Raw genomic sequence first — 15,105 nt, 5'->3', positions numbered from 1 at the left:
TGAATTCCCCACTTCCCCCAATGCGCAAGTTTCTCCTGCCCGCCCTGATCGCGGGACTGCTGTCGGCTCATGCCCACGCCTTCGCACCCTTCGTCGTCCGCGACATCCGCGTCGAGGGAATTCAGCGGACCGAAGCCGGCACGGTGTTCAACTATCTGCCGGTGCGCGTCGGCGAGAGTTTCACCGAGGACAAGGCGGCCGAGGCGATCAAGGCACTGTTCGCGACCGGCTTCTTCAAGGACGTGCGCATCGAGGTCGAGGGCGACGTGCTGGTGGTGGTGATCGAGGAGCGCCCGGCCATCGCGTCGCTCGACTTCACCGGCATGAAGGAATTCGACAAGGAAGCGATCAAGAAGGGCCTGCGTGACGTGGGCCTGGCCGAGTCGCGCATCTTCGATCGCGCCGTGCTGGAGCGAGCCGAGCAGGAACTGAAGCGACAGTATCTGTCGCGCGGCCGTTATTCGGTCGAGGTCAAGACCACCGTGACGCCGCTCGAGCGCAACCGTGTGGCGATCAACTTCCAGGTCGACGAAGGCGAGGTCGCCAAGATCCGTCAGATCAACATCGTCGGTGCCAGTGCCTTCAAGGAGAAGGACCTGCTGAAGATGATCACGCTGACGACGCCGAACTGGCTCACCTGGTACACGAAGAACGACCAGTATTCGCGCCAGAAACTCAGCGCCGACGTCGAAACGCTGCGCAGCTGGTATCTCGATCGCGGCTATCTCGAATTCAACGTCGATTCGACCCAGGTGTCGATCACGCCGGACAAGCAGGATATCTACATCACCGTCTCGATCACCGAGGGCAAGAAATACACGGTGTCCGGTGTCAAGCTGTCGGGCGATCTGCTGCTGCCGGAAGAGGAACTGCGCAAGCTGGTGAAGCTGAAGCCGGGCGACGAATTTTCGCGCAAGAACCTGACCGACACCACGAAGGCGATCAACGACCGTCTCGGCAACGAAGGCTATGCCTTCGCCAACGTCAATGCGGTGCCGGAACCGGACAAGGAAAAGCAGACTGTCTCGTTCACCGTGTTCGTCGATCCGGGCCGCCGCGTCTATGTGCGCCGCGTGAACGTGCTGGGCAACAGCAAGACCGCCGACCAGGTCATCCGCCGCGAATTCCGCCAGATGGAAGGCGCCTGGTACGACGGCGAGAAGATCAACCGTTCGCGTACCCGCGTTGACCGCCTCGGCTATTTCGACGCGGCCACGGTGGAGACGCCTGCCGTGCCCGGTACCACCGACCAGGTCGACGTGAACCTGACGGTGAAGGAAAAGCCGACCGGCAACCTGATGTTCGGTGCCGGCTTCTCCAGCTCGGAAAGTTTGATCCTGTCGACCTCGATTTCGCAGCAGAACCTGTTCGGCAGCGGCAAGTCGATGTCGCTGAGCCTGAACAGCGGCAGCATCAACAAGACCTACGCGCTGTCCTTCACCGATCCTTACTACACGCCGGACGGCATTTCGCGCGGCTTCGACGTCTATCTGCGCAACGTCGACCCGACCCGTCTGCGCATCGGCAACTACCGTACATCGTCGGTCGGCGCCGGCCTGCGCTGGGGTTTCCCGATCCGCGAGGACGACCGCATCAACTTCGGTCTGGCGGTCGATCAGACCTCGATCGACACCTTCTCCGACAGTCCGCAGCGCTACAAGAACTTCGTCAATGAATTCGGCGACACCAACAACTCGCTGGTGAGCACCATCGGCTGGGCACGCGACACGCGCGACAGCTTCATCTACCCGACGAAGGGCTCGATCCAGCGCGTGAACGGCGAAATCGCGATTCCGCCCGGCGGCCTGCGCTACATGAAGGCCTCCTACCAGCACCAGACCTATTTCCCGCTGTGGGGCAACTTCGTGCTGATGCTCAATGGCGAACTGGGGTATGGTCGCGGCTATGGCGACAAGCCGCTGCCGTTCTACAAGAACTTCTACGTCGGCGGCATCGGCTCGGTACGGGGCTTCGAAACGGCGTCGATCGGTCAGCGCGACCGCGATGGCAATGGCAACCTGCTGCGCACGACCATCGGCGGTGATCGTCGCCTCGTGATGAATGCCGAGGTGCTGTTCCCCTTCCCCGGCATGGGGCAGGACAAGTCGCTGCGTCTGGGCACCTTCGTCGATGCCGGTAACGTCTGGGCCGACGGCCAGAGCCTGAGTCTCGGCGATATGCGTTATAGTGCCGGCCTTTCCGTGGCGTGGAGTTCGCCCATGGGACCGCTGAAGTTCAGCATTGCACAGCCCCTGAACAAGGATCCGCTCGATCGTCTGCAGCGCTTCCAGTTCCAGATGGGCAATGTGTTCTGATCAAGAAGAGCTCCGTATGAACAGGTCGAGTATGTCCGCACGCTCCATATTCATTGCATTGCTGTCTTCGCTCGCCTTGCTGACGGCCGCACCGGTGCGCGCAGAGAGCGACGTCAAGATCGGCTTCGTCGACACCGAACGCATCCTGCGCGAGGCGGCACCGGCGGTGCGTGCGCAGAAGAAGCTCGAGAAGGAATTCGAGAAGCGCAGCCAGGAGCTGGAAAAGCTGGCCAAGCAGCTGCAGGGCATGCAGCAGAACATGGAAAAGAATGCGGTCACGCTGTCCGACAGCGACCGCCGCGCCAAGGAGCGTGAATTCAGCGAACTCACCCGCGACATGCAGCGTCGCGAGCGCGAGTACCGCGAAGACCTGAACCAGCGCCGCAACGAAGAACTGGCCGGTGTGCTCGACAAGGCTAACAAGGCGATCAAGGTGATCGCCGAGGCCGAGAAGTACGACATCATCTTCCAGGAGGTGGTGTATCGCAGCCAGCGCATCGACATCACCGAGAAGGTGCTGAAGGCGCTGGCCGACCCGCCGGCAAGCAAGTAAGAACATGGCAGCCCGTCTTGGCGACATCGTCGCCCGGTTGGGCGGCGAACTGCATGGCGACGCCGACCTGCTGGTCGAGCAGGTGGCGCCGCTCGACAGCGCCGGCCCGGCTCACATCTCCTTTCTGTCCAACCCGAAGTACCGCAGCGTTCTCGCCAGCAGCGGTGCGGGTGTGGTCATCGTGCCGCCGGCCGACGGCGAAAATCTCGCCCGCACGCACATCCGCGTGCGTAATCCCTATCTGTACTTCGCCCGCGTCGCCCAGCTGCTGAATCCCGATCTGCGCCCGGCAGGTGGCATCGATCCGGCTGCAAGCGTGCATCCGGGTGCGCGGATCGACGCGTCCGCCCATGTCGCCGCCGGTGCGGTGGTGGGCGAGGGGGCGGACATCGGCGCCAACGTGCTGATAGGCGCCGGCTGCGTGGTGGGCGAGGGCGTGCGCATCGGCACCGGCACGCGGCTGCACCCGCGCGTGGTCGTCTACGCGCACTGCGTGATCGGCGAGCGCTGCATCCTGCACTCGGGCGCCGTGATCGGCGCCGACGGCTTCGGCTTCGCCCGCGAGGCGGACGGCAGCTGGGTCAAGATTCCGCAGATCGGTCGCGTACTGATCGGCAACGACGTCGAAATCGGCGCCAACACGACGGTGGACCGCGGCGCGCTCGAAGACACCGTGATCGGCGACGGCGTAAAGCTCGACAACCTGATCCAGATCGCCCACAACGTCCGTATCGGCGACCATACTGCGATGGCGGCGTGTTCCGGCGTGGCCGGCAGCACGACGATAGGCAAGCGCTGCATGATCGGTGGTTCGGCCAACATCATGGGCCACATCGACATCGTGGACGACGTGGTGGTATCGGCGGTGTCGTTCGCGACCAAGTCGATTCCGGAGAAGGGCGTGTACACCGGTTCGGTGCCGTCGATGGAGCACAAGGAATGGACGCGCAACTACTCGCGCCTGCGCCACCTCGACTCGATGGCCGATCGCATCAAGGCGCTCGAGCAACAACTTGCAACGCTGCAAGGCAACAAGGAAGACTGAATTGAAATCGATGGACATCCACGCGGTGCTGAAGTCGCTGCCGCACCGCTTTCCTTTCCTGCTGGTCGATCGCGTGCTCGAAGTCGAGGCGGGCAAGTACATCAAGGCGCTGAAGAACGTCACGATCAACGAGCCCTTCTTCCCCGGCCACTTCCCGAACCACCCGGTCATGCCGGGCGTGCTCATCGTCGAGGCGCTGGCGCAGACTGCGGCCATCCTGTCCTTCGAAACGCTGGGCACGACGCCCGACGCGGATTCGGTCTATTACCTCTGTGGCGTAGACAACACCCGCTTCAAGAAGCCGGTCATGGCCGGTGATCAACTCATCCTCGAAGTCGATCTGCTCAAGCACTCGCGCGGCATCTGGAAGTACCAGGCGCGCGCGCGTGTCGACGGCGGCGTGGTGGCCGAATCCGAACTGCTCTGTGCGGTGCGTCCGACCTGATGGCAACGCTCATCCATCCGACCGCCATCGTCGATCCGGCGGCGCAGATTGCCGATGGTGTCGAGATCGGTGCCTACAGCATCATCGGGCCGAACGTCGAGATCGGCGCCGGCACCAAGGTGCATGCGCACGTGGTGATCCAGGGCCACACTCGCATCGGGCGCGACAACGCGTTCCACCCCTTCTGTTCGATCGGCGGCGCACCGCAGGACAAGAAGTACGCCAATGAACCGACCCGTCTGGAGATCGGCGACCGCAACACCGTGCGCGAATACGCGACGATGAACTGCGGCACCGTGCAGGACGGCGGCGTCACGCGTCTCGGCGACGACAACTGGATCATGGCCTACGTGCACGTGGCGCACGACTGCCAGGTCGGCAGCCACACCATCATGGCCAACAACACTGCGCTGGCCGGTCATGTGCATGTCGGCGACTGGGCCATCCTCGGCGGCTTCACCGGCGTGCACCAGTTCGTGCGCGTCGGTGCGCACAGCTTCTGCGGCGTGCATTCGAGCGTGCTGCAGGACGTGCCGCCCTTCGTGCTGGCCAACGGCGTGCCGGCCAGCCCGCACGGCATCAACAGCGAAGGCCTGCGCCGTCGCGGCTACAGCAGCGAAGCCATCATGGCGATCAAGCGCGCCTACAAGACGCTGTACCGTGAGGGGCTGACGCTGGACGACGCCAAGGCCGCCATCGCCGAAGCGGCGAAGGTGACGCCCGAAGTCGCGCTGCTGTCCGATTTCCTCGCATCCGGCGGACGCGGCATCATCCGATAATGGCCTCCCGCATCACGGTGGCCATGGTCGCCGGCGAAGCGTCGGGCGACCAGCTGGCTGCGCACCTGATCAAGGCGCTGCGCGACGCGCGGCCCGATATCGACTTCGTCGGCATCGGCGGGCCGCGCATGCAATCGGCCGGCTTCGACGCCTGGTGGCCGTCCGAGAAACTGGCCGTGCGCGGCTATTTCGAGGTGCTCAAGCACTACCGCGAACTGGCCGGCATCCGTCGCAGCCTGCTCGACCGCCTGCTCAGGGACAAGCCGGCCGCCTTCATCGGCGTCGATGCGCCCGACTTCAACCTGTGGCTGGAGCGCAAGCTGCGCGACGCCGGTGTGCCTGCCATTCACTACGTGAGCCCGTCGATCTGGGCTTGGCGCGGTGGCCGCATCAAGGGCATCGCGCGCAGCGTGTCGCGCGTGCTCTGCCTGTTCCCGTTCGAGCCGGCGATCTACGAGAAGGCCGGCGTGCCGGTGAGCTATGTCGGCCATCCCTTCGCCGACGAGATTTCGCCCGAGCCACAGCGCTTTGCTGCCCGCGAGCGGCTGGCGATTCCGGTCGATGCGCGCATCGTGGCCTTGCTGCCGGGCAGCCGCCAATCGGAACTTCAGTACAACGCACACGCCTGGATCGGTGCAGCCAAGCTGCTGCACGAGCGCCATCCGGATCTCAGATTCCTGGTGCCGCTGACCACGCGCGAAACGCGAACCCAGTTCGAACAGGCGCTGTGGGACTGCCAGGCAACCGAACTGCCGGTGTCCATCCTGTTCGGCCACGCGCGCGACGCGCTGATGGCGTGCGACGTGGCGCTGGTGGCCAGCGGTACGGCGACTCTCGAAGCGGCGCTGTGCCGCGCGCCGCACGTCGTGGCCTACCGCATCCACGCGCTGAGCTACCGCATCATGAAGCGCATGGCCTACCAGCCCTGGGTCGGCCTGCCCAATATCCTGGCCGGACGCAGCATCGTGCCGGAACTGCTGCAGCACGACGCCACGCCTGAAAAGCTGGCCGACGCGCTCGACGCGCTGCTCGGCGACGCGGTGGCGCGGGCGGCGCAGATCGACGAATTCGAGCGCATCCACTTCACGCTGCGCCAGGGCACGGCAGCGCGCGCCGCCGCCGCCATCCTGCCGCACCTGCCACGCGCATGAAGATCGCCGGTGTCGACGAGGCCGGCCGCGGTCCGCTGTGCGGGCCGGTCTATGCCGCGGCGGTCATCCTCGATCCGGTACGCCCGATCGACGGTCTGAACGATTCGAAGAAGCTGTCGGAGAAGAAGCGCGAGGCGCTGGCGCCCTTGATCCGCGAGCGCGCGCTGGCCTGGGCGGTCGGCATCGCGACGGTGGAGGAAATCGACCGTCTGAACATCCTGCACGCGACCATGCTGGCGATGCGGCGCGCGGTCGAAGGCCTCGCCGCACCACCCGATCAGGTGCTTGTCGACGGCAACCGCATACCGCCCGGCCTCACCGTTCCGGCACGCGCCATCGTCGGCGGCGACGCGTCGGAAGCGGCGATCTCGGCCGCCTCCATCCTGGCCAAGACCGGTCGCGATCACGAAATGATGGCGCTGGCGGCGCTCTATCCACAGTACGGCATCGCCAAGCACAAAGGCTATCCGACCGCCGAACACCTGGCCGCATTGCGCATCCACGGCCCGTCGCCGATACACCGGCGCAGCTTTGCACCGGTCGCGCAGAGCGCGCTGGATTTCGGCGTGCCCGACTGAGGCAGTTCGCCTACGCTTGAGCCAGTTCAAGCCGCCCGTGCAGCGAGGGTCTAGCATGGGCAGCATGTCCTGCCGCACACATCCGCAATGAATCCGTTTGGCTGGCTCAACGACCAGTTGCTGCGCATGCAGTGGCTGTCAGACCTGGTGCGCACGCTGGTCGAGCAGGGCATGGGCTTGCCGATGAGCGGACGGGTCGGTTCAAGCGTGCATTTCTTCATCTATGACACGGCGAAGATATTCATCCTGCTGTCGCTGCTGATCTTCGGCATTTCTTACGTGCAGAGCCATTTCCCGCCCGAGCGCACGCGTCGCATCCTGGGACGCTTCTCCGGGGTGCGCGGAAATGTGCTGGCAGCCCTGCTCGGTACCGTCACGCCGTTCTGTTCCTGTTCGTCGATTCCGCTGTTCATCGGCTTCACCAGCGCCGGCCTGCCGACAGGCGTCACCTTTTCCTTCCTGATTTCGTCGCCGCTGGTCGATCTGGCGTCCGTCATCCTGCTGGCGAGCATTTTCAACTGGCCCATCGCCATTGCCTACGTGACGGTAGGCGTCGTGCTGGCGGTGGTCGGCGGCAGCTTGATCGGCCGTGCGCGGATGGAGCGCCACATCGAGCCCTTCGTATTCACCAGCCCGGTCATGAACGGTGATGAAAGCGTACCCGACGTGCGCGAGCGCCTGCGCTTCGCCCGTGATCAGGTGCGCGACATCGTTCGCCGCGTCTGGCTCTACATCCTGATCGGTGTCGCCATCGGCGCAGCCATCCACAACTGGATACCGGCAAGCCTGATCAACGGGCTGCTCGGTCAGGACAAGCCATGGTCGGTACCCCTGGCCACGCTGGTCGGCATGCCGATGTACGCCGACATCTTCGGCACGCTGCCGATCGCCGAGGCGCTGGTTGCGCGCGGCGTGGGGCTGGGGACGGCGCTGGCGTTCATGATGTCGGTCACTGCGCTGTCGCTGCCGTCCATCGTCATGCTCAAGCGCGTCGTCCGCACGCCGCTGCTGGCGACATTCGTCGGCATCGTGGCGGGTGGCATCGTGCTGATCGGCTATATGTTCAACGCGCTGGCGAGCGCATTCACCTGACGCGACAGACGGGGAGACGACATGATCATCAAGGTACTGGGCAGCGGTTGCCGCAAGTGCATCGAACTGGCGGACAACACGCGCAAGGCGCTGGCCGCACGCGGCCAGCAGGCGGATATCGTCAAGGTGACCGATTTCGTCGACATCGCCGCCTATGGCGTCATGTCGACGCCGGCGCTGGTGATCGACGAGAAGCTGGTGTCCGCGGGCAAGGTGCTGAGCGAACAGGAAATCGGCGAACTGCTCGGCAAGGCCGGCTGAAGCGTTCAGTCCGGCGGGTCCAGATGCACGGCCAGCCAGACCGATGGCGTGGCGGCATCGGTGCGGTCGACGCGGTGGCGCCGGCGCGCCGCGATGAACACCCAGTCGCCGGGGCGCAGTTCGCGGCCGACCACTTCATCCTCGAATCGCAACGTGGCCGAACCGCTCAGCAGTGCCACCCACTCGTCCCCCGGCTGGTCGTACCAGAAGCAGGGCGGACTGCACTGGCCGGTCGACACGATGCGTTCGATGCGCACGCCAGGCCGCGCGCACAGCGTTTCGAATAGCTCTTCCGGCTGCGGTGCCGGCGGCAGGCCGTCGAACAGGTTGGCGCTCACGCTGCGGCCTCGTCCAGCAGTTCGGTGTCGTCGTGCGCATAGGCCGGGCTGCAGCAGCAGAGGATGACCAGCGCCCCGCTGCCGGTCGCCTCGATGCAGTGTTTCGTGCCCGGCGGAATCAGCACGGTGTCGCCGACCGTCACGTCGAAGCTGTGCTCGCCCAACGTCATGCGCCCCTGGCCGGCTGTCACGTGGTACAGCTCTTCGGTCACGTGATGCCGGTGCAGCGCGGTGCGCGTGCCGGCCGGTACGGTCGCTTCGGCCAGGCTCTGCGCCCGCCCGCCATGCTGCGCCGGATGCATCAGTTCGCGGATCAGCGATCCGTCCTTGGTCACGTAGGCGGCGATGTGGTCGTAGCGGGTCTTCATCGGGGGTGCGGAACAGGCGAACAGGGTGGAGCGCCAGCGTAGTCGAAAGCACGAGAAGCTTGCATTGATTCAATAATTCAAATATTGTTGAATTATGGAAGAACAGGACATCATCCGCGCGCTGGCCGCACTGGCCCACGAAATCCGTCTGCGCGTGTTCCGCGCACTGGTCGTCGCCGGCCCCGACGGCATGACGCCCGGCGCGCTCGGCGAGGCGCTGGCGGTGGCGCCGACCACGCTGTCCTTTCATCTGAAGGAACTGACCCAGGCCGGCCTGCTGCTGCAGTCGCGCGACGGCCGTCACCTGATCTACCGCGCCGACTACGCCCGCATGGGTGCACTGATGGCCTATCTGACCGAAAACTGCTGCCGCGGCACGCCCTGTGTCGAGGCTGCACCTTCCTGCACGAACTGCTGACCGGAGAACCGCAATGAAGCGCTTTCACGTCCATCTGCACGTCGACGACCTGGCGAAGAGCATCGCCTTCTACAACAAGCTGTTCGACGCCCAGCCGGCGCGCACCGAAGCCGACTACGCGAAGTGGATGCTGGAGGATCCGCCGGTCAATTTCGCGATCTCGACCCGTGGCAGCAAAGCAGGCATCGACCACCTCGGCATACAGACCGACGACCCGGCCGAACTGGCGGCGATGAAGGCGCGCGCCGAGTCGGCCGACATGGCACTGCTCGACGAAGGCGAAACCACCTGCTGTTACGCGCGCAGCGAAAAGCACTGGGTGACCGACCCGCAGGGCATCGCCTGGGAGCACTTCCACACGCTGGGCAACATTCCGGTGTTCAACGAAGCGGCCAGCGGCGGTGCTGCCTGCTGTGCGCCGCAGGCGCCGGTGACGCGCGGCAAGCCGCTGAACATCGGCGTGAAGACCTCCGGTTCGGGCTGCTGCTGACATGGTTCGCCCGCTCAACGTGCTGTTCTTGTGCACCCACAACTCGGCGCGCAGCGTGCTCGCCGAGTGCCTGCTCAACCACCTCGGCGGCGCGCGTTTCCGCGCCTTTTCGGCTGGCAGCCAGCCGAGCGGGCGGGTGAATCCGTTTGCGCTGCAGGCGCTGGCGGAGCAGGGCATCGATACGACGGGCGTGCGCAGCAAGGCCTGGGACGAATTCGCAGCGCCCGACGCACCGGCGATGGATCTGATCATCACCGTGTGCGACAGCGCAGCCGGCGAAACCTGCCCGGTGTGGCCGGGCCATCCGGCGACCGCGCACTGGGGCTACGCCGATCCGTCAGCCACGCCCGGCAGCGATGCGGCGAAGCTGACCGCCTTCCGCGACACGCTGGCGCTGATCCGCCGTCGTCTCGAAATCCTGGTCGCGATGCCGGACGAACGTCTGCACGCGCTGGCGCTGCAGCAGACCGCGCGCGATCTGGCCGCACACTGAGGTCTTTCCATGGGCATGTTCGAACGCTGGCTCACCCTGTGGGTGGGCCTGGCCATTGTCGCGGGCGTCGCGCTGGGTCTGGTCGCACCGTCGGCCTTTGCGGCCGTTGCTGCGCTGGAACTGGCACACGTCAATCTGGTGGTGGCGGTGCTCATCTGGGTGATGATCTACCCGATGATGATCCAGATCGACTTCGCCGCCGTGCGCGACGTCGGTCGCCGGCCGCAGGGGCTGGTGCTGACGCTGGTCGTGAACTGGCTGATCAAGCCCTTCACGATGGCCGCACTGGGCGTGCTGTTCTTCCAGCACCTGTTCGCGCCCTGGGTCGATCCGCAATCGGCGTCGGAATACATCGCCGGCATGATCCTGCTCGGCGTCGCACCGTGCACCGCGATGGTGTTCGTCTGGAGTCAGCTCACCCGCGGGGACCCCAATTACACGCTGGTGCAGGTGTCGGTGAACGACCTGGTCATGGTGTTCGCTTTCGCGCCGATCGCCGCCTTCCTGCTCGGCGTGACCGACGTGGCCGTGCCGTGGGAAACGCTTCTGCTGTCCACTGCGCTCTACGTGGTGCTGCCGCTGCTCGCCGGCGTGCTGACACGACGTGCGCTCGGCAATGGCGCCGCACTGGCCCGCTTCGTCGCGCGGCTCAAGCCCTGGTCCATCGTCGGTCTGCTGGCCACCGTGGTGCTGCTGTTCGGTTTCCAGGCGGAAACCATCGTCGCCCAGCCCTTCGTGATCGCACTGATCGCCGTGCCGCTGGTGCTGCAGACCTACGGCATCTTCGCCATCGCCTTCGTCGCCGCGCGGATGATGAAGCTGCCGTATCCGGTGGCGGCGCCGGCCTGCCTGATCGGCACGTCGAATTTCTTCGAACTTGCGGTCGCCGTCGCGATCTCCCTGTTCGGACTGCACTCGGGCGCGGCGCTGGCTACCGTGGTCGGCGTGCTGGTCGAAGTACCGGTCATGCTGTCGCTGGTCGCCTTCACGCGGCGCAGCGCGCATCTTTTTCCGGATTCCGCTGAACTTTTTTAGAACAAGTCTAAACAAAGAGGCAGTTTCGCAATATCATTGCGACTTTCACCCCACCCACAAAAGAGGATCTCGACATGAGCATCATCAACAGCACCGTCCAGCCCTTCAAGGCAAACGCTTTCCACAACGGCAAGTTCATCACCGTGACCGACGAGAGCCTGAAGGGCAAGTGGTCGGTGATCGTGTTCATGCCGGCTGCCTTCACCTTCAACTGCCCGACCGAAGTCGAAGACGCGGCCAACAACTACGCCGAATTCCAGAAGGCTGGTGCCGAAGTGTATATCGTCACCACCGACACCCATTTCTCGCACAAGGTGTGGCACGAAACCTCGCCGGCCGTCGGCAAGGCCCAGTTCCCGCTGGTCGGTGACCCGACCCACCAACTGACCCGCGCGTTCGACGTGCATATCGATGAAGAAGGTCTGGCGCTGCGCGGCACCTTCATCATCAACCCGGAAGGTCAGATCAAGACCGCCGAAATCCACGACAACGCGATCGCCCGCGACATGAACGAAACGCTGCGCAAGCTCAAGGCTGCCCAGTTCGTCGCCAGCCACCCCGGCCAGGTCTGCCCGGCCAAGTGGAAGGAAGGCGCTGAAACCCTGACCCCGTCGCTCGACCTGGTCGGCAAGATCTAAGCGGGCAACGCTTCGCAGAGGCGCCCGGGTCAGGTGCCAGGGTGTGTTCTCAAGCGGTTTTGAGAACATGCCCTGACGGCGCCCGGCCCGGGCGTATTGTTTTTCGCATCATCCGTTTCGAAAGCCGAGCACACCATGCTGGACGCCACTCTCAAGGGCCAGTTGAAGGCCTATCTCGAAAAGCTGCAGCATCCGATCGAACTGACGGCTGCGCTGGACAACAGTGCCGCTGCAGGCGAACTGCGGGGCCTGCTGTCCGACATCGCCGAACTGTCGGACAAGATCACGGTGAGCGAGGAGCAGGGCAGCGCCGCCCGCAAGCCGTCGTTCGCGATCAACCGCAAGGGCGGCAACATGTCGCTGCGCTTCGCAGCCATTCCGCTCGGCCATGAATTCACCTCGCTGGTGCTCGCACTGCTGCAGGCCGGCGGTCATCCGCCGCGCGTGTCGGACGAGATGATCGAACAGATCAAGTCGCTCGACGGTGACTACAGCTTCGAAGTGTTCATGTCGCTGTCCTGCCACAACTGCCCGGACGTGGTGCAGGCGCTGAACCTGATGGCGGTGCTGAACCCGCGCGTCAAGGTGGTCACCATCGATGGCGCGCTGTTCCAGAAGGAAGTCGAGGACCGTCAGGTGATGGCGGTACCGATGGTGTTCCTGAACGGTGAACTGTTCGGCGCCGGTCGCATGACGCTCGAAGAGATCGTCGGCAAGGTCGACACCGGTGCTGCAAAGCGCGACGCCGACAAGATGAGCGCCAAGGCGCCGTTCGACGTGCTGGTGGTCGGCGGTGGACCTGCCGGCTCGGCGGCGGCGATCTACGCCGCGCGCAAGGGCATCCGCACGGGTGTCGTGGCGGAGCGCTTCGGCGGCCAGCTGATGGACACGCTGGGCATCGAGAACTTCATCTCGGTCAAGGAGACCGAAGGCCCCAAGCTCGCCGCCGCGCTCGAAGAGCACGTGAAGAGCTACGAGGTCGACGTGATGGCGCTGCAGCGCGTCGACAAGCTGATTCCGGCCGCCGAGTCGGGCGACGGCCTGATCACGCTGCAACTGTCCAATGGCGGCCAGCTGAAGTCGCGTTCGGTCATCCTCGCCACCGGCGCGCGCTGGCGCGAAATGAACGTGCCGGGTGAACGCGAGTACCGCAACAAGGGCGTGGCCTACTGCCCGCACTGCGACGGCCCGCTGTTCAAGGGCAAGCGCGTGGCGGTGATCGGCGGTGGCAATTCCGGCGTCGAGGCAGCGATCGACCTGGCTGGCATCGTCGGTCACGTGACGCTGCTGGAATTCGACAAGCAGATGCGTGCCGACGCGGTGCTGCAGCGCAAGCTGCTGAGTCTGCCCAACGTGAAGGTGATCCTGCAGGCGCAGACCACCGAAGTGACGGGTGGGGCCGACGGCAAGGTCAATGCGCTGAAGTACACCGACCGCGCCACCGGCGAATCGCACACGGTCGAACTCGAAGGCATCTTCGTACAGATCGGTCTGGTGCCGAACACCGAGTGGCTGAAGGGTTCGATCGAGCTGACGAAGTACGGCGAAATCCCGGTCGATGCGCGCTGCGAAACCAGCACGCCGGGCGTGTTCGCTGCCGGCGACGTGACCACCGTGCCGTACAAGCAGATCATCATCGCGATGGGCGAGGGCTCGAAGGCGGCGATTTCGGCTTTCGACCATCTGATCCGCACGTCGGCACCGGCCTGATCACCGGGACGCGTTAACATCGGAGCCCGCGCATCGCAGGATGTGCGGGCTTTTTCTTGGCTGCGCGACTGCCCATGCGCACCATTCACCGAGGGTTTTCACACCATGAGCCACGCTCCGCTGCTGCTGTTCCTGCACGTCGCCGCAGTCACGATCTGGGTCGGCGGCATGTTCTTCGCCTATGTCTGTCTGCGCCCGGTGGCCGCCGTGCAGCTCGAACCGCCGGCGCGGCTGCGCCTGTGGCGCGGTGTTTTCGGCGGCTTCTTCCCGCTGGTGTGGGCGTCGGTCGTCGTCATCCTCGTCAGCGGGCTGGGCATGATGCTGGGGGTCGGCATGAAGGCGGCGCCCATCCACTGGCACCTGATGTTCGGCGTCGGCCTGATCATGATGTTCATCTTCATGCACGTGTTCTTCGCGCCGTACAAGCGGCTGCTGCGCGCGGTCGATGCGTCCGACTGGCCGGCCGGCGGTGCGGCGCTGGCGCAGATCCGCAAGCTGGTCGGGCTGAACACCGTGCTCGGCTTTGTCACCATCGCGCTGGCCACGCTGGGGCGCGCACTGGTGGCCGGATGAAGCACGTACAGTCGCGCGACAACGCGCAGTTCAAGCAGCTGCGCAAGCTCGCGACCTCGTCGCGCGCGCGGCGCGAGGCGGCGGAGACGCTGATCGACGGCATGCATCTGTTCCGCAGCGCGCTCGACGCCGGCGTGCGTCCGAAGCTCGCCATCGTCGCCGAGCGCGCGCTTGATCAGAGCGAAGTGAAGGACGTACTGGCGGAGCAGGGCGACGCCGTGCTGCTGCTTGCCGACGCGCTGTTCGACGAACTGAGCCCGACCGACACGCCGACCGGTCTGCTCGGGCTGATCGACATACCGGCCGAGGTGGAGGAGCCGATCACCGGCGACTGTCTGGTGCTCGACGCGGTGCAGGACACAGGCAACCTCGGCACGCTGCTGCGCGCCGCTTGGGCCACAGGCGTGCGCGACGTGCTGCTGACCACCGGCTGCGCCCAGGCCTGGAGTCCCAAGGTGCTGCGCGCCGGCCAGGGCGCGCATTTCGGTCTGCGCATCCGCGAGCACTGCGACGTGGCGGCGGCGCTCAAGACTTACCCGGGCCGCATCGTCGCCACCCGGCTCGACGCGCGCACCTCGCTGTATGCGCTGGACCTGCGCGGCCCGGTCGCCTGGCTGTTCGGCAACGAAGGCGCCGGCCTGTCGCCGGCGGTCAGCGCGCTGGCGACTGATCCTGCCATCATCCCGATGCCCGGTGCGGCCGAGTCGCTGAATGTCGCGATGGCGGCCACCGTCTGTCTGTTCGAGCAGGTAAGGCAGCGTACGCTCGGCTGAAACGGCGCGACCAGGGCGGGCCGGGGCAGGGAGCTTTTCCCTGTACAAGC

The 15,105-nt window shown here is 65.3% G+C and carries 19 protein-coding genes; 17 read left to right on the top strand and 2 right to left on the bottom strand.

The genetic code is table 11. The features are described 5' to 3' along the window. The first annotated feature begins 20 nt into the window (after nucleotides 1-20). The 9 genes from bamA to METRZ18153_RS0110760 all read left to right on the top strand — a co-directional run bounded on the left by bamA (nucleotide 21) and on the right by METRZ18153_RS0110760 (nucleotide 8,219). The gene (gene bamA, locus METRZ18153_RS0110800; protein ID WP_020164755.1) at nucleotides 21-2,315 is read left to right on the top strand and encodes an outer membrane protein assembly factor BamA; all 2,295 of its coding nucleotides are present in this window, start codon (nucleotides 21-23) and stop codon (nucleotides 2,313-2,315) included. Nucleotides 2,316-2,346: 31 nt separating this feature from the next. Further along, complete coding sequence (locus METRZ18153_RS0110795; RefSeq protein ID WP_020164754.1) at nucleotides 2,347-2,868, top strand: OmpH/Skp family outer membrane protein; 522 nt, start codon at nucleotides 2,347-2,349, stop codon at nucleotides 2,866-2,868. 4 nt (nucleotides 2,869-2,872) lie between these two features. Then, nucleotides 2,873-3,913, top strand: coding sequence for a UDP-3-O-(3-hydroxymyristoyl)glucosamine N-acyltransferase (gene lpxD / locus METRZ18153_RS0110790; RefSeq protein ID WP_020164753.1), 1,041 nt, complete (start codon nucleotides 2,873-2,875; stop codon nucleotides 3,911-3,913). Between the two features lie 10 nt (nucleotides 3,914-3,923). Next, nucleotides 3,924-4,358, top strand: coding sequence for a 3-hydroxyacyl-ACP dehydratase FabZ (gene fabZ / locus METRZ18153_RS0110785; protein ID WP_020164752.1), 435 nt, complete (start codon nucleotides 3,924-3,926; stop codon nucleotides 4,356-4,358). Continuing rightward, nucleotides 4,358-5,137, top strand: a complete 780-nt coding sequence (gene lpxA / locus METRZ18153_RS0110780) for an acyl-ACP--UDP-N-acetylglucosamine O-acyltransferase (RefSeq protein WP_020164751.1) — start codon at nucleotides 4,358-4,360, stop codon at nucleotides 5,135-5,137. Before fabZ ends, lpxA begins: the two co-directional genes overlap by 1 nt. Further along, nucleotides 5,137-6,288 carry a lipid-A-disaccharide synthase gene (lpxB, locus tag METRZ18153_RS0110775; RefSeq protein WP_020164750.1) on the top strand — a complete coding sequence of 384 codons (1,152 nt, stop codon included), beginning with the start codon at nucleotides 5,137-5,139 and terminating at the stop codon, nucleotides 6,286-6,288. The genes lpxA and lpxB overlap by 1 nt, the downstream gene beginning before the upstream one ends. Then, entirely contained in the window at nucleotides 6,285-6,866 is a 582-nt protein-coding gene (gene rnhB, locus METRZ18153_RS0110770) for a ribonuclease HII (protein WP_020164749.1), read from the top strand. Before lpxB ends, rnhB begins: the two co-directional genes overlap by 4 nt. Nucleotides 6,867-6,953: 87 nt before the next feature. Further along, nucleotides 6,954-7,958 (top strand): permease, encoded by a 1,005-nt coding sequence (locus tag METRZ18153_RS0110765; protein WP_020164748.1) that lies wholly within the window; start codon nucleotides 6,954-6,956, stop codon nucleotides 7,956-7,958. A 21-nt stretch (nucleotides 7,959-7,979) separates the two neighbouring features. Further along, nucleotides 7,980-8,219: a thioredoxin family protein gene (locus METRZ18153_RS0110760; RefSeq protein WP_020164747.1), complete on the top strand. Its 240-nt coding sequence runs from the start codon at nucleotides 7,980-7,982 to the stop codon at nucleotides 8,217-8,219. 5 nt (nucleotides 8,220-8,224) lie between these two features. Here the strand turns inward: METRZ18153_RS0110760 and METRZ18153_RS0110755 are convergent, their stop codons facing one another. Further along, nucleotides 8,225-8,557 carry a cupin domain-containing protein gene (locus METRZ18153_RS0110755; protein WP_020164746.1) on the bottom strand — a complete coding sequence of 111 codons (333 nt, stop codon included), beginning with the start codon at nucleotides 8,555-8,557 and terminating at the stop codon, nucleotides 8,225-8,227. Beyond that, a complete protein-coding gene (locus tag METRZ18153_RS0110750; RefSeq protein WP_020164745.1) occupies nucleotides 8,554-8,925 on the bottom strand; it encodes a cupin domain-containing protein in 372 nt (123 codons plus the stop codon). The genes METRZ18153_RS0110755 and METRZ18153_RS0110750 overlap by 4 nt, the downstream gene beginning before the upstream one ends. A gap of 94 nt (nucleotides 8,926-9,019) precedes the next feature. Between METRZ18153_RS0110750 and METRZ18153_RS0110745 the strand changes: the two genes are divergently transcribed. The 8 genes from METRZ18153_RS0110745 (at nucleotide 9,020) to METRZ18153_RS0110710 (ending at nucleotide 15,055) form a co-directional block, all read left to right on the top strand. Beyond that, entirely contained in the window at nucleotides 9,020-9,343 is a 324-nt protein-coding gene (locus METRZ18153_RS0110745) for an ArsR/SmtB family transcription factor (protein ID WP_020164744.1), read from the top strand. 13 nt (nucleotides 9,344-9,356) lie between these two features. Then, nucleotides 9,357-9,833, top strand: a complete 477-nt coding sequence (locus METRZ18153_RS0110740) for an ArsI/CadI family heavy metal resistance metalloenzyme (protein WP_020164743.1) — start codon at nucleotides 9,357-9,359, stop codon at nucleotides 9,831-9,833. 1 nt (nucleotide 9,834) lies between these two features. Beyond that, a complete protein-coding gene (locus tag METRZ18153_RS0110735) occupies nucleotides 9,835-10,326 on the top strand; it encodes an arsenate reductase ArsC (RefSeq protein ID WP_020164742.1) in 492 nt (163 codons plus the stop codon). Between the two features lie 9 nt (nucleotides 10,327-10,335). Beyond that, nucleotides 10,336-11,361 (top strand): ACR3 family arsenite efflux transporter, encoded by a 1,026-nt coding sequence (gene arsB, locus METRZ18153_RS0110730; RefSeq protein ID WP_020164741.1) that lies wholly within the window; start codon nucleotides 10,336-10,338, stop codon nucleotides 11,359-11,361. 74 nt (nucleotides 11,362-11,435) lie between these two features. Next, nucleotides 11,436-11,999, top strand: a complete 564-nt coding sequence (gene ahpC, locus METRZ18153_RS0110725; RefSeq protein WP_019918226.1) for an alkyl hydroperoxide reductase subunit C — start codon at nucleotides 11,436-11,438, stop codon at nucleotides 11,997-11,999. A 135-nt stretch (nucleotides 12,000-12,134) separates the two neighbouring features. Next, a complete protein-coding gene (gene ahpF / locus METRZ18153_RS0110720) occupies nucleotides 12,135-13,709 on the top strand; it encodes an alkyl hydroperoxide reductase subunit F (RefSeq protein WP_020164740.1) in 1,575 nt (524 codons plus the stop codon). Between the two features lie 105 nt (nucleotides 13,710-13,814). Further along, nucleotides 13,815-14,282, top strand: a complete 468-nt coding sequence (locus tag METRZ18153_RS0110715; RefSeq protein ID WP_020164739.1) for a CopD family protein — start codon at nucleotides 13,815-13,817, stop codon at nucleotides 14,280-14,282. Continuing rightward, the gene (locus METRZ18153_RS0110710; RefSeq protein WP_020164738.1) at nucleotides 14,279-15,055 is read left to right on the top strand and encodes a TrmH family RNA methyltransferase; all 777 of its coding nucleotides are present in this window, start codon (nucleotides 14,279-14,281) and stop codon (nucleotides 15,053-15,055) included. The genes METRZ18153_RS0110715 and METRZ18153_RS0110710 overlap by 4 nt, the downstream gene beginning before the upstream one ends. The last annotated feature ends 50 nt before the right edge of the window (nucleotides 15,056-15,105 follow it).

Source organism: Methyloversatilis discipulorum, from assembly GCF_000385375.1.
Taxonomy (GTDB): Bacteria; Pseudomonadota; Gammaproteobacteria; order Burkholderiales; family Rhodocyclaceae; genus Methyloversatilis; species Methyloversatilis discipulorum_A.
This window is presented reverse-complemented; position numbering and strand designations above follow the sequence as displayed.